The sequence below is a fragment of the Streptomyces sp. BA2 genome, assembly GCF_009769735.1.
In the GTDB taxonomy this organism is placed as follows: domain Bacteria; phylum Actinomycetota; class Actinomycetes; order Streptomycetales; family Streptomycetaceae; genus Streptomyces.
The window spans coordinates 7,791,514-7,809,661 of sequence record NZ_WSRO01000002.1; the positions used below are offsets into that span (position 1 = coordinate 7,791,514).

General features: G+C 70.9%; 16 protein-coding genes. 8 read left to right on the top strand and 8 right to left on the bottom strand.

All coding sequences use genetic code 11. The features are described from left to right. Window positions 1-132 precede the first annotated feature (132 nt). From E5671_RS37605 to E5671_RS37620, 4 genes are all read left to right on the top strand, one after another. Entirely contained in the window at window positions 133-999 is an 867-nt protein-coding gene (locus tag E5671_RS37605; RefSeq protein ID WP_160508518.1) for a TetR/AcrR family transcriptional regulator, read from the top strand. Between the two features lie 60 nt (window positions 1,000-1,059). Next, window positions 1,060-1,950: a 3-keto-5-aminohexanoate cleavage protein gene (locus E5671_RS37610; protein WP_160508520.1), complete on the top strand. Its 891-nt coding sequence runs from the start codon at window positions 1,060-1,062 to the stop codon at window positions 1,948-1,950. A gap of 114 nt (window positions 1,951-2,064) precedes the next feature. After that, window positions 2,065-3,036 carry a 3-hydroxyacyl-CoA dehydrogenase NAD-binding domain-containing protein gene (locus E5671_RS37615; RefSeq protein ID WP_160508522.1) on the top strand — a complete coding sequence of 324 codons (972 nt, stop codon included), beginning with the start codon at window positions 2,065-2,067 and terminating at the stop codon, window positions 3,034-3,036. Further along, complete coding sequence (locus tag E5671_RS37620) at window positions 3,033-3,524, top strand: thioesterase family protein (protein WP_160508523.1); 492 nt, start codon at window positions 3,033-3,035, stop codon at window positions 3,522-3,524. Before E5671_RS37615 ends, E5671_RS37620 begins: the two co-directional genes overlap by 4 nt. A 20-nt stretch (window positions 3,525-3,544) precedes the next feature. On the opposite strand, the gene E5671_RS37625 is transcribed toward E5671_RS37620, so the two are convergent. The 3 genes from E5671_RS37625 to E5671_RS37635 form a co-directional block, all read right to left on the bottom strand. Next, entirely contained in the window at window positions 3,545-4,024 is a 480-nt protein-coding gene (locus E5671_RS37625) for an excalibur calcium-binding domain-containing protein (RefSeq protein WP_160508524.1), read from the bottom strand. A gap of 123 nt (window positions 4,025-4,147) precedes the next feature. Then, complete coding sequence (locus E5671_RS37630; protein WP_443032754.1) at window positions 4,148-5,464, bottom strand: MFS transporter; 1,317 nt, start codon at window positions 5,462-5,464, stop codon at window positions 4,148-4,150. Window positions 5,465-5,530: 66 nt separating this feature from the next. Further along, on the bottom strand, window positions 5,531-6,409 hold the full coding sequence (locus tag E5671_RS37635) for a hypothetical protein (protein ID WP_160508528.1): 879 nt from the start codon (window positions 6,407-6,409) through the stop codon (window positions 5,531-5,533). 137 nt (window positions 6,410-6,546) lie between these two features. Between E5671_RS37635 and E5671_RS37640 the strand changes: the two genes are divergently transcribed. Together E5671_RS37640 and E5671_RS37645 are read left to right on the top strand one after the other, a co-directional pair. Then, the gene (locus tag E5671_RS37640) at window positions 6,547-7,899 is read left to right on the top strand and encodes a family 4 glycosyl hydrolase (RefSeq protein WP_160508530.1); all 1,353 of its coding nucleotides are present in this window, start codon (window positions 6,547-6,549) and stop codon (window positions 7,897-7,899) included. Window positions 7,900-8,046: 147 nt separating this feature from the next. Further along, the gene (locus E5671_RS37645) at window positions 8,047-8,436 is read left to right on the top strand and encodes a (2Fe-2S) ferredoxin domain-containing protein (protein WP_160508532.1); all 390 of its coding nucleotides are present in this window, start codon (window positions 8,047-8,049) and stop codon (window positions 8,434-8,436) included. A gap of 3 nt (window positions 8,437-8,439) precedes the next feature. Here the strand turns inward: E5671_RS37645 and E5671_RS37650 are convergent, their stop codons facing one another. The 3 genes from E5671_RS37650 to E5671_RS37660 form a co-directional block, all read right to left on the bottom strand. Then, complete coding sequence (locus E5671_RS37650; RefSeq protein WP_160508533.1) at window positions 8,440-8,955, bottom strand: FBP domain-containing protein; 516 nt, start codon at window positions 8,953-8,955, stop codon at window positions 8,440-8,442. Window positions 8,956-9,283: 328 nt separating this feature from the next. Then, window positions 9,284-9,994 carry a GNAT family N-acetyltransferase gene (locus E5671_RS37655; protein ID WP_160510664.1) on the bottom strand — a complete coding sequence of 237 codons (711 nt, stop codon included), beginning with the start codon at window positions 9,992-9,994 and terminating at the stop codon, window positions 9,284-9,286. Window positions 9,995-10,029: 35 nt separating this feature from the next. Further along, complete coding sequence (locus E5671_RS37660; protein WP_160508535.1) at window positions 10,030-10,956, bottom strand: NADP-dependent oxidoreductase; 927 nt, start codon at window positions 10,954-10,956, stop codon at window positions 10,030-10,032. A gap of 350 nt (window positions 10,957-11,306) precedes the next feature. Between E5671_RS37660 and E5671_RS37665 the strand changes: the two genes are divergently transcribed. Then, complete coding sequence (locus E5671_RS37665; protein ID WP_160508537.1) at window positions 11,307-13,907, top strand: beta-glucosidase family protein; 2,601 nt, start codon at window positions 11,307-11,309, stop codon at window positions 13,905-13,907. Here the strand turns inward: E5671_RS37665 and E5671_RS37670 are convergent. Beyond that, window positions 13,904-14,581, bottom strand: coding sequence for a TetR/AcrR family transcriptional regulator (locus E5671_RS37670; RefSeq protein WP_160508538.1), 678 nt, complete (start codon window positions 14,579-14,581; stop codon window positions 13,904-13,906). The two genes, E5671_RS37665 and E5671_RS37670, sit on opposite strands and share 4 nt — an antisense overlap. Window positions 14,582-14,644: 63 nt before the next feature. After that, window positions 14,645-15,829 carry a serine hydrolase domain-containing protein gene (locus tag E5671_RS37675; protein WP_160508540.1) on the bottom strand — a complete coding sequence of 395 codons (1,185 nt, stop codon included), beginning with the start codon at window positions 15,827-15,829 and terminating at the stop codon, window positions 14,645-14,647. A 147-nt stretch (window positions 15,830-15,976) separates the two neighbouring features. On the opposite strand from E5671_RS37675, the gene helR reads away from it, so the two are divergent. Next, window positions 15,977-18,142, top strand: a complete 2,166-nt coding sequence (gene helR, locus E5671_RS37680) for an RNA polymerase recycling motor ATPase HelR (protein ID WP_160508542.1) — start codon at window positions 15,977-15,979, stop codon at window positions 18,140-18,142. The last annotated feature ends 6 nt before the right edge of the window (window positions 18,143-18,148 follow it).

The window sequence follows — 18,148 nt, forward strand, 5'->3', positions numbered from 1 at the left end:
GGCGGTGCTGCAATGCGTTGCGATAACTGAGACGTCAGTCAGGATCGCAACCCCGGCGGGTAGCTGCGCAAAGGCTCGCCCCGTGGATTCGCGGATTGCGATCAGCGCAACGCCAAGGTAGCGTCACCGCCCATGCAGCAAGACCCCGAGGTCGCGGACAGAGTCCGCAAGGTCATCTCCGACGCCGGAGCGACCCAGCGCGAGTTCGCCCGGCGCATCGTCATGGACCCCTCCAAGCTCTCCCGCTCCCTCGGCGGCACCCGCCGCTTCACCGCCGCGGAGCTCGCCCGCATCGCCGACACCGGCGGCGTGGACGCGGGCTGGCTCCTGGGCACCCAAAGCCTGCCGGGCACCCAGCACGTGGCACCCGCGGCCCGCCGCGAACGCACCGCCGCAGCCCCGGAAGGCGGCCGCCCCCTCCAGATCGTCCGCGAAACCGTACGGCTCGTCGCCGAGCGCGGGTTCCACGCCGTCCGCGTCGCGGACATCGCGGAAGCCTGCGCCACGAGCACCGCCGCCATCCACTACCACTTCCCCGGCCGCGACGACCTCCTGGAGGCCGCGGTCCGCTGGTGCATGGACGAGGACACCGCCCGCCGCGCGGCCCGCATCGCCGAAGCGGCCGACGCCGCCGACGAGCTGCGCCAGCTGATCGAGCTCCAGACCCCCCGCACCCCGCAGCAGCGCTGGCAGTGGAGCGTCTGGCTCGACCTGTGGGCGGAGGCCGCCCGCTCCACCGCCGTGGGGAGGCTGCACGCCGAGTACTACCGGCAGTGGCGCGCGACCGTCGCCGACGTCATCCGGCGCGGCGTCGACCAGGGCGTGTTCCGCCTCGTCGATCCGCAGTCCGCCGCACTCCGGCTCACCGCGCTGATCGACGGCCTCGCCACCCAGGTGCTCGCCTCCACCCCCGGCACCGACGGCACGACCGCCGACGACATGCACGAGGCGCTGCTCGTGTACGTGGACGCGACGCTCGCCGCGCCGCGCAGCGGGTAGACGCCCCGCGACGCCTCTCCGCAAGAACACCAACACCCCACCCCTGAGGGAGAGTTCACCATGCCCGTGAATCAAGACGTCATCATCACCGCCGCCCTCACCGGCGCGGGCGACACCGTACGCAAGAGTCCCCACGTCCCCGTCACCCCCGAGCAGATAGCCACCTCCGCCGCGGAGGCCGCCGAGGCAGGCGCCGCCGTCGTGCACATCCACGTACGCGACCCGGAGACCGGCGACCCGTCGCGCGACCCCCGCCTGTACCGGGAGGTCGTCGAGCGCATCAAGGAGACCGGCACCGACGTCGTCATCAACCTCACCGCGGGCATGGGCGGCGACCTCGTCATCGACCCGGTCGAGCCGCTGAAGGAGCTCGGCGAGCTGCCCGGCACCGACCTCGTCGGCGGCCTGGACCGGCTTCCGCACGTCGAGGACCTGCTCCCGGACATCTGCACCCTGGACTGCGGCTCCCTCAACTTCGGCGACAACCTCTACATCTCCACCCCCGACATGCTCCGCCAGGGCGCCAAGCGCATCCAGGAGCTTGGCGTACGGCCCGAGTTGGAGATCTTCGACACCGGACAGCTCTGGTTCGCCAAGCAGCTCCTCGCGGAAGGGCTGCTCGACAACCCCACCGTCTTCCAGCTCTGCATGGGCATCCCGTGGGGCGCCCCCGCAGACCCGGGCGTCCTCCAGTCCATGGTCAACATGCTCCCCGAGGGCGCCCAGTGGGCCAGCTTCGCGCTCGGCCGCATGCAGATGCCGTGGGTCGCCCAGTCCATCCTGCTCGGCGGCCAGGTCCGCGTCGGCCTCGAGGACAACCTCTACCTCGGCAAGGGCAACAAGGTCTCCAACGCCCAACTCGTCGAGCGTGCCGTGCAGATCACCGAGAACCTCGGCTCGCGCGTCGCCACGCCGGACGAGGCCCGCCAGAAGCTCGGCCTCAAGCGATAGCGCTTCGCTGGATTGTGCGGCACTTGGCTGCGGGCCGGTCGTGGCTGGTCGCGCAGTTCCCCGCGCCCCTACGGGGCACGCACGCCCCCCGCAGCATGGAGAGGACCCCCCATCATGACCACTACCACCCCTGAAGAAGTACGCCGCGTCGCCTGCGTCGGCGCCGGTGTCATCGGCGGCGGCTGGGTCGCCCACTACCTCGCCCGCGGCTACGACGTCACCGCCTGGGACCCCGCCCCCGACGCCGAGCAGAAGCTGCGCCGCCTGGTCGACGCGGCCTGGCCCGCGCTGACGCAGCTCGGCCTCGCCGAAGGCGCGTCGCCGGAGCGCCTCACGGTCACCCCCACCCTCGAAGAGGCCGTGGCCGACGCCCAGTTCGTGCAGGAGAGCGCCCCGGAGGAGCTGGAGCTGAAGCGCGATCTGCTGGCCAAGCTGGACGCCGCCGCGCCCGCCGGAGTCGTCATCGCCTCCTCCACCTCCGGCTACCCGATGACCGACATGCAGACCGAGGCCACCGACCCCGGGCGCCTCGTCGTCGGCCACCCCTTCAACCCGCCCTACCTCATCCCGCTCGTGGAGGTCGTCGGCGGCGACAAGACGGCCCCCCACGCGGTCACTTGGGCGTCCCGCTTCTACGAGGTCGCGGGCAAGTCCGTGATCACCATGGCGAGCGAGGTGCCCGGCTTCATAGCCAACCGCCTCCAGGAAGCGCTCTGGCGCGAGGCCCTGCACATGGTCGCCAACGGCGAGGCCACGGTGAAGGAGATCGACGACTCGATCACCGAAGGCCCCGGCCTGCGCTGGGCGTTCATGGGCCCCATGCTCACCTTCGCGCTCGCGGGCGGCGAGGGCGGCATGGCCCACATGCTCGACCACTTCGGCCCGTCCCTGAAGTCGCCGTGGACGCGGCTCGAAGCACCCGAGCTGGACAAGGAGTTGTATGACGCCGTGGTCGCCGGATGCGATGACGCGGCGGACGGCCGGACCATCGCCGACCTGGTCGCCGAGCGTGACCAGGGAGTCATCGACGTGCTGCGGGCGACGGGACGCCTGCCGCAGCAGCGCACGAAGGAGGACACCAAGTGACCGCGCCCCTGCCCGTTCTGCACCGGACCGTACGGCCCGAGTGGATCGACTACAACGGCCACATGAGCGAGGCGTTCTACGTCCTCGTCTTCGGCTACGCCACCGACGCCATGATGATCGAGACCGGCCTGCACGCGGGATACCGCGAGTCCACCGGCTGCTCGCTCTACACGGTCGAGGCGCACATCCGCTATCTCGACGACGTCGCGGACGGCGTCCACCTCGCGGTCCGCACCCGCATCCTGGGCGCGGACGCCAAGAAGGCGCGCTTCACCCACGAGCTGTACGTCGTCGAGGAGCCCGAAGCGGAGATCGCCCCGGAGGCCACCCCCGTGGCAACCACCGAACTCCTCGCCATCCACGTCGACCAGAACGCGGGCCGCGCGACCCCCTTCCCGGACACGATCCGCGACCACCTGACGGCCCTGGCGGAACCGGCCCCTGAGTGGGCGGGCCGCTCCATCACGGAGGTACCCCGCAAGCCCTGACCGCCCAGCCGCGCAGCCCCTCAGCTGTCGCAGCCGACGCCGTCACCGTCACGGTCGAGGTGAGGCCCATAGCCGGGCTCGCCACGGTGCACGGGCGCGGCTCCCGCGGCACGGGCTTCGGTGCAGTTGCCATAGGAGACGCTGCCACCCCCACCGGTGCCGGAGCCGCTGTCACCCGAGCCGGGGTCGGCCGCCTCGGGCTGGGCGGTGACGGTCGCCTTCACCGTCTTCGTGGCCTCGACGGTCTTGGTGACCGTCGGAGCGGGCTTGGCCTTCGCCGTCTCGGTCGCAGTCGCAGTCGCCGTCGCTGTCGCCGTGACGGTCGGCGTCGGGCCTGCCTCCTTCGCGGCAGCCTTCGTCGAGGTGCTGCCGTCGTCACCGAGACCGGCCCCGAGGCCGATGAAGAAGGTGAGGGCGAGGGCGGGGAGCACGAAGCGCTTGCGTGCCCACTTCGGTGCCTGTCTCGGTGCTGACGGTGGCGCGGGATACGGATTGGTCATGGTGCCCCCCCTTGGCGCGGGAAAGAGGCACGACGCTAGTCCTGGAATGTGAGATGTGAAGGTAATTTGTGTGAGAGGTGATGGATCCGTGACCCAAGAGGGCCATCACCCCGCTTGCTGGGGCTAGCGGTCCAGTTCTTTGTGCGCGGTTTCCGGGAGCTTGAGATAGACCGCTGACGACGCGAGGCAGAGCACGGCCACGTACCAAGGGAAGAGGCCCGGGTTGCCCATTTCCTTGAACAGGGTGCCCATGTACGGGGCTGTGCCGCCGAACAGGGCGACGGTGAGGGAGTACGGGAAGCCGATTCCCGCGGCTCGGACGTGGGCGGGGAAGATCTCCGCGTTCACGGCCGCTGAGATCGATGTGAAGCCGGTGAGCAGCACCATGCCCGCGCACTGCACCAGCAGGAGCGAGCCGAACGAGCCGTTCAGGGAGCGCAGCAGCGGCACGCTCAGGACGGCGAAGCCGAGTCCGAAGAAGAGAAGGAGCGGTCTGCGGCCGAAGCGGTCGGAGAGCAGTCCGCCGACCGGCTGCAGCAGCGCGAAGAACGCGAGCGAGAGGGTGCCGGAAAGCAGCGCCTGGCTCTTGCTGATGTCGGTGTTCAGCTCGGCGTACGTCGGAAGGTACGACGTCCACGTGTAGTACGCGATCGTGCCGCCGGCCGTGATGCCGCAGATCAGCAGGGACTGGCGCGGATAGGTGCGCAGGGCGTCGAACAGGCCGGGCCGTTCGGATTTCTCCTGGGGCGCCTGATGGGTCTCGTGCGCGCCCTGCCTGATCCAGAAGCCGACCAGGCTGAGCACCGCGCCGATGACGAACGGCAGCCGCCAGCCCCAGCCGTCCATCTGCCCGTCCGAGAGCGTGCCGACGAGCAGAGCCGCGATCCCGGAAGCGGCGAGCTGGCCCGCACTCGTCGACACGTACTGGAAGCTGGAGAAGAGACCGCGCCGCCCGGGCCCCGCGGACTCGACGAGGAAGGTCGTCGACGCCGCGAACTCACCGCCCACGGACAGGCCTTGGAGCAGCCTGGCCAGGACCAGGACGACCGGAGCCAGCACGCCGACCGACGCGTAGGTCGGCGTCAGGCCGACCAGCAGGCTGCTGCCGCCCATCAGCAGGATCGTGACGGTCAGCGCGGCGCGCCTGCCGCGCCGGTCGGCGACCGCACCCATGAGCAGGCCGCCGACCGGACGCATGAAGAAGCCGACCGCGAAGACGGCGAATGTGGAGAGCAGCGGTACGAGGGAGTTGCCCGAGCCCTTGGGAAAGACCTGGTCGGCGATGTACGTGGCGAGGAACGTGTACGCGTACCAGTCGTACCACTCCACGGCGTTGCCCACCGAAGCGGCGAGCAGCTGCCGTATGGGGCGGCGGGCGCCGGCGGGGAGTGTGTCGGGCACGGGTTCGTGCCGGTGTTGCTGTGTCATGATCGCGACCATCCCCCGGCAGGACCCTCCGCACACGTCCGGCGTGTGCGGGGTGTGTTCGGAGCGGGCGCGCGCGGGTCAGCCGGTCGTCGGCCTGTACGAGTACACCGACGTCGTCACCAGACACGGCACCGGAGGCACGACCTCGGCGCGCAGCGTACGGCGCTGGGAGTCGTAGTCGACACCCTCCGTCTCGAACGTGCCGCGGCAGATGCTCCGTTGAGGGACGGCGAACAGGCTCGTGACCTTGCCCGTGACGGGCTTCCCGTCGAGCGCGTGCTCCAGGTCCACCTGGAGGACGGGCCGGTCCTCGGGCCACAGCTCCTTCGACGCGTCGTTGGACGCGCACACGAGGCGGGTCTCGGAGACGAAGTCGCAGCCCTGGATGTCACGGACCGGCTTGTCGAGCGAGATCTGGCCGGCCTGGGGGAGTGCCCCACCGGTGGGCGGGGTCGAGGAGTTGAGGAGCGGGGCGGGGAAGACCTGGAGGCGGTTCTGGTCGCCCCACTCACCCGACACGAGCCACTGGTTGTCGGGCGAGAGGGCCGCGAAGGAGTTGTTGAGCTTCTCGCCCGCGTCGAGTTGGTGCTCGTAGAGGTAGCGCTTCCCGCCCGGCGTCGTGACGGCGAACATCTTCGACTTCGCGTCGTCGCCGCCCTGATAGGCGTCGACGGTGTGACCGGCGGCTATGTCCGGGTCGCCGACGTGACTCCAGCCCTTGACCCGCAGGTCGAGCGGTATCGAGGCGAGGCCACGGTAGAGCAGGCTGCCGTCGGCGCGGCTCGCCAGGCCCTGGCTGCCGGTGAGGGAGTTGACGGACGAGACGCCGGACTCCTGCCAGCCGCCGGGGGATCTCGGGGCGGTGTCGGCCGAGGCGCCGGTGCCGGTCGCCACCGTCAGGGCGAGGGCGCCGAGCAGGGCGGCGGATGCCTTCGCTGTCGTCTTGAGGGATGTCATGGTGCGCTGCCTCCGTGGGGGGTCGATCGCTGCCGGGCAATCGTACGTAACGTGACCTCTGTCGACGGTTGAGTTCTGACAGGTCGACAGGTATGTGTGCGCCGGTCGCGCCGGTTCCGACAGAAGGTGGTTGAGACGTGAAGCTGGTCATTCTCGGTGGCGGCGGATTCCGCGTTCCGCTCGTGTACGGGGCGCTGCTCGGCGACCGTGCCGAAGGCCGGGTCACGGAGGTCGTGCTGCACGACCTGGACACGGGCCGGCTCGGTGCGGTCGCCCGCGTACTGGCCGAGCAGGCGGCCGGGGTGCCGGACGCCCCCGCCGTCTCGGCCACCACCGACCTCGACGAGGCGCTGCGGGGCGCGGACTTCGTCTTCTCCGCGATCCGGGTGGGAGGTCTGGAGGGGCGAGCTGCCGACGAGCGGGTCGCCCTCGCGGAGGGCGTCCTGGGTCAGGAGACGGTCGGCGCGGGCGGCATCGCGTACGGCCTGCGGACCGTTCCCGTCGCCGTCGACATCGCGCGGCGGGTGCGGCAGCTGGCCCCCGACGCCTGGGTCATCAACTTCACCAACCCCGCGGGCCTCGTCACCGAGGCGATGTCCCGGCACATCGGCGACCGCGTCATCGGCATCTGCGACTCGCCGGTGGGCCTGGGCCGCCGTGTGGCACGCACGCTGGGCGGCAACCCCGACGAGGCGTTCATCGACTACGTCGGACTCAACCACCTGGGCTGGCTACGGGGCCTGCGGATCGCGGGACGCGACGAACTGCCGCGGCTGCTCGGCGATGCGGAGCTCCTTGGCTCGTTCGAGGAGGGGCGGCTGTTCGGCGCGGAGTGGCTCCAGTCGCTGGGGGCCATCCCGAACGAGTACTTGCACTACTACTACTTCAACCGCGAGGCGGTCCGCGCCTACCAGGAGGCGGAACAGACACGCGGGGCTTTCCTACGTGACCAACAGGCGCGCTTCTACGAGGAGTTGGCACGGGCGGCTGACGGGGCTCCGTCGTCGGCGCTGAAGGCGTGGGACGCGACGCGTGCGGAGCGTGAGGCCACGTACATGGCCGAGAACCGCGAGGCCGCGGGCGTGGGGGAGCGTGCGGCCGAGGACCTTGAATCCGGGGGGTACGAGAAGGTCGCCCTCGCCCTGATGCGGGCGATCGCGCGGGACGAGCGGACGACGCTGATCCTCAACGTCCGCAATCGCACGACCCTTTCGGCGCTGGACGCCGAAGCGGTGATCGAGGTCCCGTGCTCCGTCGACGCCAACGGCGCGCATCCCATGGCCGTGGATCCGCTGCCCGGTCACGCGACGGGGCTTGTGTGCGCGGTGAAGGCGGTGGAGCGAGAGATCCTCTCCGCGGCGGAGAGCGGCTCACGCACCACGGCGGTGAAGGCGTTCGCGCTGCATCCGCTGGTGGATTCCGTGACGGTGGCGCGGCGATTGGTGGAGGGATACCGGGCGGCGCATGCGGGGTTGGGGTACTTGCGCTGAGGGTTCCCTGCGGGGCTTGGGCGGGAAAGCTTGTTCGTCCAGGGGCGGATGCGGGGTGATCGGGTGGGTGGGCGGAAGGGCTTGTTCGGTCACGTGGGGCTGCCGGGGGCCATATGGGTCTGACAACAAGGCTGAGATGATCACCGGATGAGTCCCGTCATCTCCATAGGATCCGCCGCCGCCCGCCCCTGCACACTGGTCGTGTGCCGGGGCTGCTGCTGCGGCAACTCGCGGAAGCACCCCGGTACCGACCACGCCTGGCAGCTCGAGCGGATGCGGGCCGCCGCCGCGCAATCGGCGGGGCGGTTCGCGGTGCGTACGAGTGAGTGCCTCGGGCCCTGCGGGCAGGCGAACATCATCGTCGTACAGCCCTCCCGAGAAGGACGCAGGCGAGGTGGCCGAGCCGTCTGGATCGGCTTCGCCATGGACGACGACTCGATCGACGAGATACTCGCGTGGGCCGGGGCGGGCGGGCCGGGCATCGCCGCGCCGTCGGCGGCACTCACGCTGCAGGTGGTCGATCCGCGGAAGACCTGAGGGTCAGGCCGCCGCCTTCGAGCCTTGGAGGACCTTGTCGACGAAGCCGTGCAGGTTCGCCGCGGTGCGCGCGTTCTGCTCCTCCAGGGTGAGGCTTTCCTCGAAGCGGCGGGCCAGCGCGGTGGTCTTCTTGCCGCGTACGTAGAGGGAGCAGGCGAGGTCCGCGCAGATGTAGATGCCGACCGAGTTGCCCTGCCGGCCCGCGGGGCCGGAGAGGGGTGCCACGAGCAGCGTGATGCCCGAACCGGACTGCGGGGTCACGCAGACGGAGCAGATGCTGGACTTGAGCAGGCTCTTGCGTGCGCCGGTCGAGGCGCGCAGTGCGATGCCTACGTACTCGCCGTTCCGCTCCGTCACGATGTAGCCGCGGTCCGGGGCCTTGGGGTCCCGCCAGCCGAGGAAGTCCAGGTCTGACCAGGGGGTGTCCGGGAAGCCCGCAGGGAGAGTGAGTCTGCGGGCTTCGCCCTTGGAGCAGTTGACGAAGGACGCGCGGATCTCTTTCTCGCCGATAGGTTCCATGATCCGGAATTTACCAACCGGGCCGCTGCCCCGTCCTCCCCTTTTTTGCTCCCCCACCCACCTGCCCGTTCACCCCGCATCCGACCCTGAACGAACAAGCTTTCCCGCCCACCCACCCGATTGCCCCGCAGCGACCATCGATCGGCTGCAGTCGGCGACGCGCGCGAGGGGACGTGCCGGTATGTCTGCCCGGAGCACGGCTCCCGGAGGCTCCGGTGCCGAAGTAGCCCGGCGGCCACGGGACGATAGCGAGGACGGACATACCGGCGCGGCCCCGCACCACACACGCACCAGCCCCGGCGCCCCGCCCCAGCCCCGCAGGGACCCCTCAGCCACCCCCGCCCCCACCCCCCACCGGCACCCGAGCCGACAGAAACCGAGTCCCGCAGCGCAGGCTGAACCCCAGCGACTCGTACAGCCGGATGGCATTCGTGTTCTGCGCCGACGTATGCAGGAACGGAGTCTCCCCGCGGGCGCGGATCCCGTGCGCCACCGCCAGGATCAGCCGCGTCGCAAGCCCCTCCCCCCGGTAAGCCGCATCCGTGCAGACCGCGCTGATCTCCGTCCACCCCGGCGGACGCAACCGCTCCCCGGCCATCGCGACCAGCACGCCCCCGCGGCGTATGCCGAGGTACGTGCCGAGTTCGACGGTGCGCGGCAGGAAGGGACCGGGCCGGGTGCGCTCGACCAGATCCAGCATCTCCGGCACGTCATCCGCCCCGAGCCGCACAGCCTCCGCGTCGGGCGCGGCGGCCACCCCGTCATCCACCAACTGCACGCCCGCCATGTCGAACGTCACCTCCCACCCCTCCGGCAGAGCCACCCGCACCCCGGCCAGTGGAACGTCCGCGCCAGGCCCCGCGAGCGCGGCGAGATCCGCCCAGTCGTCAGCATCCGGGGCATCGGGCAGCCCCAGCCACGGCGACACGTCCAGCGGATACCGCACCACGCGCCCCCGCCGCTCGGCGAACCGCGCATGGGGCCCGTTCAACGCGGCGTAGGCGGGGTTGTCCAAGGGGTGCGCCCCCTGCGGGGCCACAGCGAGACGCGCCGAGGCCGCAAGGCCAGCCCCCTTCACGCCCCCACCTCAATCACAACCTTGCCCCGCGCGTGCCCGCCCTCGACCGCCCGCAGCGCCTCCCCGGCCCGCTCCAGCGGATACGTCACCGTCACCTCAGGACGCAGTACCCCGTCGACGGCAAGCTGCGCCACCGCGTCCAGGACCTCACTCGTCCGCGCCCGCGCCACCGCCGCCCCGCCCAGCTCACCGACCGTCTCCTTGGCCGCGGCCGTGATCAGCTTCCCCCGGCGCTCGGGGAGCAAAGACGCCACCGCCACGAGATCCTCGCCGCCCACCAGATCGAAGATCGCGTCGACGCGCCCGCCCGGCGCAGCCGCCCGCACCCGGTCCGCCAGATCGGGCCCCGGCGGTACGTGCACCACGCCCAGGGACTCGACGAAGCCCTTCTTGCCCGCGCTCGCCGTGCCCACGACATGGATGCCGAGGTGTCGCGCCAACTGCGCCGCGGCCACGCCCACACCGCCGCCGACCCCGGTGATCAGCAGCGTCGCCCCGGCGGGCAGATCCAGCTGACGCACCCCGTCGTACGCCGTCGCCACGGCGACCGGCAGCGCGGCGGCTTCAGCGAAGGTCAGGCCCTCCGGCTTGTGCGCGGCGAGCGAGGCGGGGAGCAGGGTGCGCTCGGCGTAGCCGCCGGTGTCCGGGTTGCCGAACACCGCGTCGCCGACCGCGAAGCCTTCGACGCCCGCGCCCACCGCTTCGACCACGCCGGCGACCTCGCTGCCCAGCACCTCTGGGAACTGAACCGGCGGCGCCCCCGGCCTCCGCTTGCCGGCCCGCAGCTTCCAGTCGACGGGGTTGACCCCGGCGGCCCGCACCGCCACCAGGAGCTGCCCCGGGCCGGGCTCCGGAAGCTCCTGGTCGACGAAGGCCTCCACTTCAGGGCCGCCGAACCGCGTGAATACGTACGCCTTGGACATGTGCTCCCTCGCTTCGAGCCGTGAATCGTGAACCGTGAACCGACGTGGGTGTCACCTTGGACGACCGCCATGATCGCCTCGCTATTCCCCGTGCGCCGCAGCGTTCATGAGGTCGCAATGAGCGCCATTCACGGCCCACCTGCCACAAAACTGAACAACCCGCAAAGTTTTGCTGGCACGAGCCTTGACCTTAAGCGTTCAACCAATCAAGACTCAGGCCCCGTAACACCGCACTGGCGCGGATGACGCATTCAGTTCTTGGCGTCGTCGACCAGTTCGGCATGCCCAGAGCTGCGTACAGAGCTGCGTACAGAGCCGCGTTCAGAGCCACGTTCGGAGGCCATTTCGCCATGCCTGCCACCACACGCCGTGAACTTATGAAGCAACTGGGCGGCACCGCAGCCGCCTTCGCCTTCATGGCCGCCGCCGGCCCGATCGCGGCCGCTACGCCCGCCGCGGCGGCAGCCAACCCCACCGCCTCCCCGGCCGCGGCCGCCGCCACGCGCCGCGTCCGGGGGCTCATCGCCCGCCTCACCCTCGACGAGAAGATCAGCCTCGTCCACGGCGCGACCGACCCGCGAAGACTGGGTCAGGCCGGATATCTGCCGGGCGTCGAACGCCTCGGCATACCGGAGCTGCGCCTGAGCGACGGCCCCGCGGGCGTGAACGTCACGAAGTCCGCGACCGGCCTCCCGCCGGTCGCCACGCTCGGCTGCTCCTTCAACCTCCAACTCGCCCGTGAATACGGCGAGGTGATGGGCCGTGAGGGCCGCACCCTCGACATGGACGTGCTGCTCGCCCCCCAGATAGAGCTCTCCCGCACCCCCTTCTTCAGCCGCAACAAGGACCAGTCCGGCGAGGATCCCTACCTCAACGGCCTCATCGGCGCCGCCCAGGTCGAGGGCGTGCAGGCGCAGGGCATGCTCGCCCAGGCCAAGCACTTCATCGCCAACAACCAGCGCCTGCACGAGTTCGACCGCGAGAAGCCGGAGAACTCCTACGACTTCATCGTCGACGACCGCACCCTGCACGAGCTGTACCTGCCGGCCTTCGAGGCCGTCGTCCGCGCCGGTGTCGCCTCGGTCATGTCGGCGTACAACCACCTCAACGGCAAGTGGAACTCCGAGCAGCGCACCACCCTCACCGACATCCTCCGCGGCGAACTCGGCTTCAAGGGCTTCGTCACCTCGGACTGGGGCGCCACCCACTCCACGGCCGCGCTCGAAGCGGGCCAGGACATGCAGATGTGGGACGGCTCGTTCTACGGGGAGCCCTTGAAGGGGGCCATCAAGGACGGGTCCGTTCCCGAGGCCGCCCTGGACACCGCCGTCTCCCGCATCCTTGGCCAGTACGACGCCTTCGGCATGCTCGACGGCAGCCGCGTCCCCGCCCGCAGGAACATCGACGTCAGGGCCGGCGCCCGAGTCGCCCGCGAAGTCGCCACCCAGGGCGCGGTGTTGCTCGCCAACGACGGCGGCCTGCCGCTGTCGCGCGCCGCCCTCCACGACCTCGCACTTATCGGCCCGACCGCGGGCCAGGTCGCCACATCGGTCTCGGGCGAGCGCGCCTACGGCTTCGAGGAACGCCTGGTCAGCCCGCTCGACGCGCTGCGCCGCAGCACCAAGCGGAAGATCGCGTACGAGGTCGGCGTCGACCTCACCGGCACGGCCGTCCCCGCATCAGCGTTCCCCAAGGGCCTGACGCGCACGACTGGCGGCACGAACAAGAAGAACACGACGGACAGGACGGTCGATTTCGTAGGAGACAAGGCCCTTCCCGTCGGCACGACCGCCGAGTGGACCGGCACCTTCGTGCCGCCCACCACCGGCGAGTACGCGCTCAAGATCCAGGGCTGGGGCGCGGCCGTCTCGCTGAGCCTCGACGGCAAGGAGCTGACGACCGCGGCGGGCGCCCGTGACAGCTTCGCGCGCAAGTGGTCCTCGATCGTCCCGACCACGGACGGCCTCGACAACGGCCAGGCCGACCCCATCCAGCTCACCGGCGGCAAGTCCTACCAAGTCGTCGTCAAGGCAACCGGCTGGGCCACGGCCATCGCCGAACGCGGCCCGGTCCAGGTGCGGTTCGCCTGGGTGACCCCCGAGCGGCGCACCGCTTCCATCGCCGCCGCGGCGCAGCTGGCCCGGCGCGTCCACACCCCGGTCGTCTTCGCCTTCAACGGCTCGGGCGGCTCTGTGGGCGGCAGCGGCGACTTCACCACCCTGACGCTCCCCGCCCACCAGGACGAGCTGATCACGGCCGTCGCCAGGGCCAACCCGCGTACGGTCGTCGTCCTCACCACCGGCTGCCCGTCGACGATGCCCTGGCGCCGCGAGGTCGGCACGATCCTGCACACCGGTTACGTCGGCCAGGAGGGCGGCTGGTCCACCGCCGACCTCCTCACCGGCCGCGCCAACCCGGGCGGCAAGGCCACCGTGACCTGGCCGAAGAAGGACACGGATCACCCGACCCTGGACCCGGCCCACCCCGAGCGCTACTACGGCGTCGACGGAGTGGTCACGTACAGCGAGGGCATCTTCACCGGCTACCGCGGCTTCGACAAGGCGGACATCGAGCCCCTCTTCCCCTTCGGACACGGCCTGTCCTACACGGAGTTCGGCTACCGCAACCTGTCCGTGCGCAGGGCGGGCGAGGGCTACGAGGTGTCGTTCACGGTGACCAACCGGGGGCGGCGCACGGGCGCGGAAGTCCCGCAGGTCTACATGGGCGCACCGCGCGGCGCCGATGTCGAGATGGCCGTGAAGACCCTGGCCGCCTTCGACCGCGTCGAGCTGCGCCCGGGGGAGTCGCGCCGGGTCAGGGTGCGGGTCGCCGAGCGGCAGCTGTCGTACTGGGACACGGACCGCGGCCGCTGGGTGCGTCCCGAGGGGCGGCGCGCGGTGTACGTCGGGTCGTCGTCGCGCGACATCCGGCTGAGGGGGGTGGCGCGCTAGGGCGCCTCGGGCGCCTCGGCCGGCTCGCCCAAGCCCTTCCCGTCCAAGGTGAGGGCTTGGGTGAGCCGGTCCAGGTGGGCTCGGTACAACCCGACGAAGTCCAGGCGCCCTTCGGCGATGGCCCACTGGACCTGGAGCCCGTCGGACACGGCGAGGACCTCGCGGGCGACGCTCTCCGGGTCGGTACCGGGTTTCAACTGGCCCGCGTCGACCGAGCGTTGCAGCACGGAGGCCAAGGATCGCGCGACACGTTCGTACCGCTCGGCGAAGTAGGCGTGTGCCGGGTGCGAGGGGTCCCCGGCCTCCGCCGACAGCTTGGTGTGGAGCTGGATGAGCCCGGGCTGGGTGAGGTTGTACGCGGCCAGCGCGAGCACCTCCTGGAACAGCGCGCGCACGTCGTCACCGCCGGAGTCGGGGCCGAGCCGTCCGAAGGTACGGACCGTGCGCTCCTCGCGGGCTTCGAGCACCGCCATCAGGAGCCGCCGCTTCGACCCGAAGTGGTGGGTGATCACGGTGGCGGATGTGCCCGCTTCCTCGGCGATCTTCGCCAGGGAGGAGTTCAGATAGCCCGCCTTGGCGAAGAGCGCGAGAGCGGCGTCGATGATGGCCGCTCGGCGAGTGTCGGCGGCGGCGTACTGCCCGGTCGGGCGGTGGCGGGGGGTGTGCTGCTCCATGGGGGCAGATTACGTTTCCCCTGACCTCCACCCCTGACCTCTACCCCCCCGACCTCCAACCCCCTACCTCAGGGCTCGGTACAGCGCCCCCACCAGATGCACACTCCGCAGATCCTCTCCCGAGGTCCCGCCGCCCATCTGATTCATCACGTACGCGTACGAGACCTTGTTCTCGGGATCGGCGAACGCGTACGACCCGCCTGCGCCCCCGTGCCCGAAGGCCCGCGGATTGGGCCCGGCCTGCCCGTACAGGTTCAGCATGTAGCCGAGCCCCCAGTCCCACTTCTCACCCCACGCCGTGCCCGCCGCGAGCACCAGGTCCGGCTCGTCGGGCTCGCCCTGCCGCGTCCGCAGCCGCTCCAGCGCGGCGGGACTGACCAGCTCCCCGCCGCCCAGCGCCGCGTACACCGTCGCGAGCCCCCGGGCGGACGCGTGCCCGTTGGCCGCGGGGATCTCGGCGGACCGGTAGGCCGCGCTGTTCACGTTGCCGACGGGCAGGTACTGCAGGGCGAGCGTGACGACGGCCATCGGGTGGTCGTCGATCGACGTCACCGGCGGCGCGGGCGGAGGAGAGGAGCCGAGCGCGCTGCGCGGGCCGTCCGAAGCCAGTGCCCTGGCCATGCTCGCGCACCGGCCGTGCTCGCTCTCCGGAGTGCCCACGTACACATCCGCACCCAGCGGCTCCGTGACCTCGCTCCGCAGGAACGTGCCGAGCGAGACCCCAGTGATCCGCCGGACGACCTCGCCGACCAGATAGCCGTAGCTCAGCGCGTGGTACCCCTGGGCCGAGCCCGGCTTCCACCACGGCGGCGTCGCGGCGAGCGCCCCGCACACCTTCTCCCAGTCGTAGAGGTCGTCCGAGGTCATGGGCTCGCGCGGCGCGATCACCCCGGAGCGATGGCTCAGGAGCCAGCGCACCGGGATGTCCGCCTTGCCCTCCTGGGCGAACTCCGGCCAGTAGCGGGCGACCGGCGCGTCCAGATCGAGCTCACCCCGGTCGGCAAGGAGATGCGCGCACAGCGCGGTCATCCCCTTGGTCGTGGAGTACACGTTCACCAGCGCGTCGCGCTCCCACGCGCGCGTGCCCGTCCTGTCCGCGTCGCCGCCCCACAGGTCGACGACGAACTCGCCGTCCACGGTGACCGCGACGGCCGCGCCGAGGTCGCCGCGTTCGGTGAAGTTCCGCTCGAACTCCTCGCGTACGCCCTCGAATCCGGGGGCGCAGCTGCCATGGATGTGTGCGGTCATGAATCTCCAAAAGAGAAGGCAAGGAGGTGTTCCCACTCCTTGCCACTCTTAATTTATAGCGCAGTGGGGGGCTTGCGGCAAGGCCCCCGTCATGCCCCACAATCGCAGGCCTAAGCCCAGGACCTGCGAAAACGGGAGATTCTCTAAGTGCCTGCGTTGCTGTCTGCGTTCGACCTTCCTGCCCGCCTCGCCCCCAAGTCCGACCCGACGCTGATCGCCCGGGACGAGAAGCATTTCGCGGCCGTCGCACAGAGCCTTGAGCAGACCATCGCCGAGGTGTCCGACCGCCTCGACGCCCAGCGCAAGGCGCCCGGCGGCATCGGCCGTGAGGCGATGGACCGGGACCTGGAGATCCACCGCCTGACCGGTCGCCTGCGTGCCCTGAACCGCTTCGGCCTCGACCTGTGCCTCGGGCACATCGTCACCGCGGACGACCCCGAGCCCGTATACATCGGCAGGCTCGGCCTCACCGACAGCGAGGGGCGCCGGCTGCTGCTCGACTGGCGCGCCCCCGCGGCCGAGCCCTTCTTCGCGGCGACCCACGCCGACCCGATGGGCCTGGCGAGCCGCCGCAGATACCGCTGGACCGACGGCCGGATCAGCGACTACTGGGACGAGGTGTTCACCGCCGACGGGCTCGAAGGGCACGCGGCGCTCGACGACCAGTCCGCTTTCATCGCCAGCCTGGGCGGCAACCGCTCGTCCCGGATGCGCGACGTGCTCGCCACTATCCAGTCCGACCAGGACGCCATCATCCGGGCGGGCTCCCGCGGTGCTCTCGTCGTCGACGGCGGCCCGGGCACGGGCAAGACGGTCGTCGCCCTGCACCGCTCGGCCTATCTCCTCTACTCCGACCCCCGTCTCGGGCACAGCCGGGGCGGCGTGCTGTTCGTCGGCCCGCACCGGCCCTACCTGAACTACGTCTCCGACGTCCTGCCCAGCCTCGGCGAGGAGGGCGTGCAGACCTGCATCGTGCAGGACCTCGTCACCGAAGGGGCCACGGCGCGGGCCGAGACCGATCCGGAGGTGGCCCGCCTGAAGTCGTCCGCCGACATGGTGAAGGCGATCGAGAAGGCCGTCAGGTTCTACGAGGAGCCGCCCACCAAGGGCATGTCGGTCTCGACCGACTGGGCCGATGTCTGGGTGAGCGCCGACGACTGGGCCGAGGCGTTCGACGCGGCGGGACGCGGCACTCCGCACAACGAGGCGCGCGAGCAGGTCTGGGAGGAGCTCGTCGCGATCCTCCTCGACAAGCTCGACGGCGACGTCCCCGGCGAGCTCTTCGAGAAGTCGCTGCGGCACGACGAGGAGCTGGTCACCACCCTGCACCAGGCGTGGCCGCTGCTCGAAGCGGCGGACCTCGTCGGAGACCTGTGGTCGAACTCCGCCTATCTGCGGATGTGCGCGCCCTGGCTCGACCGGGACGAGGTGCGCACCCTGCTCCGCAAGGAGGCGCCCCAGGCCTGGACGCTGTCCGACCTGCCGCTCCTGGACGCGGCACGCCAGCGGCTCGGCGACCCGGAGGCGGCCCGGCAAAAGCGCCGGCACGAGGCCATCCTCGCCGCCCAGCGCGAGCAGATGGCGCAGGTCGTCGACAACCTCATCGACGCCGCAGCCGCCTCAGGCGCCGACGGTGACGACGGCGAAGGCCTGGTGACGATGTTGCGCGGCCAGGACGCCCAGGTCAGCCTGGTCGACGAGTCCGAACTGCCCCCTGCCGACCCGGACCGGCTCGCGGGACCGTTCGCGCACGTCGTCGTGGACGAGGCGCAGGAGCTGACCGACGCGGAGTGGCAGATGCTGCTGCTGCGCTGCCCGTCGCGCAGCTTCACCATCGTCGGCGACCGCGCGCAGGCCAGGCACGGGTTCACCGAGTCGTGGCAGGAACGCCTTGAGCGGATCGGGCTCGACCGGATCGAGGTGGCCTCCCTGAGCGTCAACTACCGGACGCCGGAAGAGGTCATGACGGAGGCCGAGCCGGTCATCCGGGCCGCGCTCCCGGACGCCAACGTGCCGACCTCCATCCGCAGCAGCGGGGTACCCGTCGTGCACGGCTCCGTGACGGAACTCGACTCGGTCCTCGGCGAGTGGCTGGCCGCCAACGCCGACGGGATCGCCTGTGTCATCGGCGATCCCGCCTTCAGGGCGACGTCCCGTGTCCGGTCACTGACCCCGGAGCTTTCGAAGGGACTCGAGTTCGACCTGGTCGTCCTCATCGACCCGGACAACTTCGGCGAGGGGATCGAGGGAGCGGTCGACCGCTATGTGGCCATGACCCGGGCGACCCAGCAGCTCGTCGTCCTCACGAGCTGACCGGGC

Excerpts from the sequence above, each read along its gene's own strand:
- E5671_RS37605 (WP_160508518.1), top strand. The coding sequence starts at position 133 with ATGCAGCAAGACCCCGAGGTCGCGGACAGAGTCCGCAAGGTCATCTCC.
- E5671_RS37610 (WP_160508520.1), top strand. The coding sequence starts at position 1,060 with ATGCCCGTGAATCAAGACGTCATCATCACCGCCGCCCTCACCGGCGCG.
- E5671_RS37615 (WP_160508522.1), top strand. The coding sequence starts at position 2,065 with ATGACCACTACCACCCCTGAAGAAGTACGCCGCGTCGCCTGCGTCGGC.
- E5671_RS37625 (WP_160508524.1), bottom strand. The coding sequence starts at position 4,024 with ATGACCAATCCGTATCCCGCGCCACCGTCAGCACCGAGACAGGCACCG.
- E5671_RS37630 (WP_443032754.1), bottom strand. The coding sequence starts at position 5,464 with ATGGTCGCGATCATGACACAGCAACACCGGCACGAACCCGTGCCCGAC.
- E5671_RS37635 (WP_160508528.1), bottom strand. The coding sequence starts at position 6,409 with ATGACATCCCTCAAGACGACAGCGAAGGCATCCGCCGCCCTGCTCGGC.
- E5671_RS37645 (WP_160508532.1), top strand. The coding sequence starts at position 8,047 with ATGAGTCCCGTCATCTCCATAGGATCCGCCGCCGCCCGCCCCTGCACA.
- E5671_RS37650 (WP_160508533.1), bottom strand. The coding sequence starts at position 8,955 with ATGGAACCTATCGGCGAGAAAGAGATCCGCGCGTCCTTCGTCAACTGC.
- E5671_RS37660 (WP_160508535.1), bottom strand. The coding sequence starts at position 10,956 with ATGTCCAAGGCGTACGTATTCACGCGGTTCGGCGGCCCTGAAGTGGAG.
- E5671_RS37665 (WP_160508537.1), top strand. The coding sequence starts at position 11,307 with ATGCCTGCCACCACACGCCGTGAACTTATGAAGCAACTGGGCGGCACC.
- E5671_RS37670 (WP_160508538.1), bottom strand. The coding sequence starts at position 14,581 with ATGGAGCAGCACACCCCCCGCCACCGCCCGACCGGGCAGTACGCCGCC.
- E5671_RS37675 (WP_160508540.1), bottom strand. The coding sequence starts at position 15,829 with ATGACCGCACACATCCATGGCAGCTGCGCCCCCGGATTCGAGGGCGTA.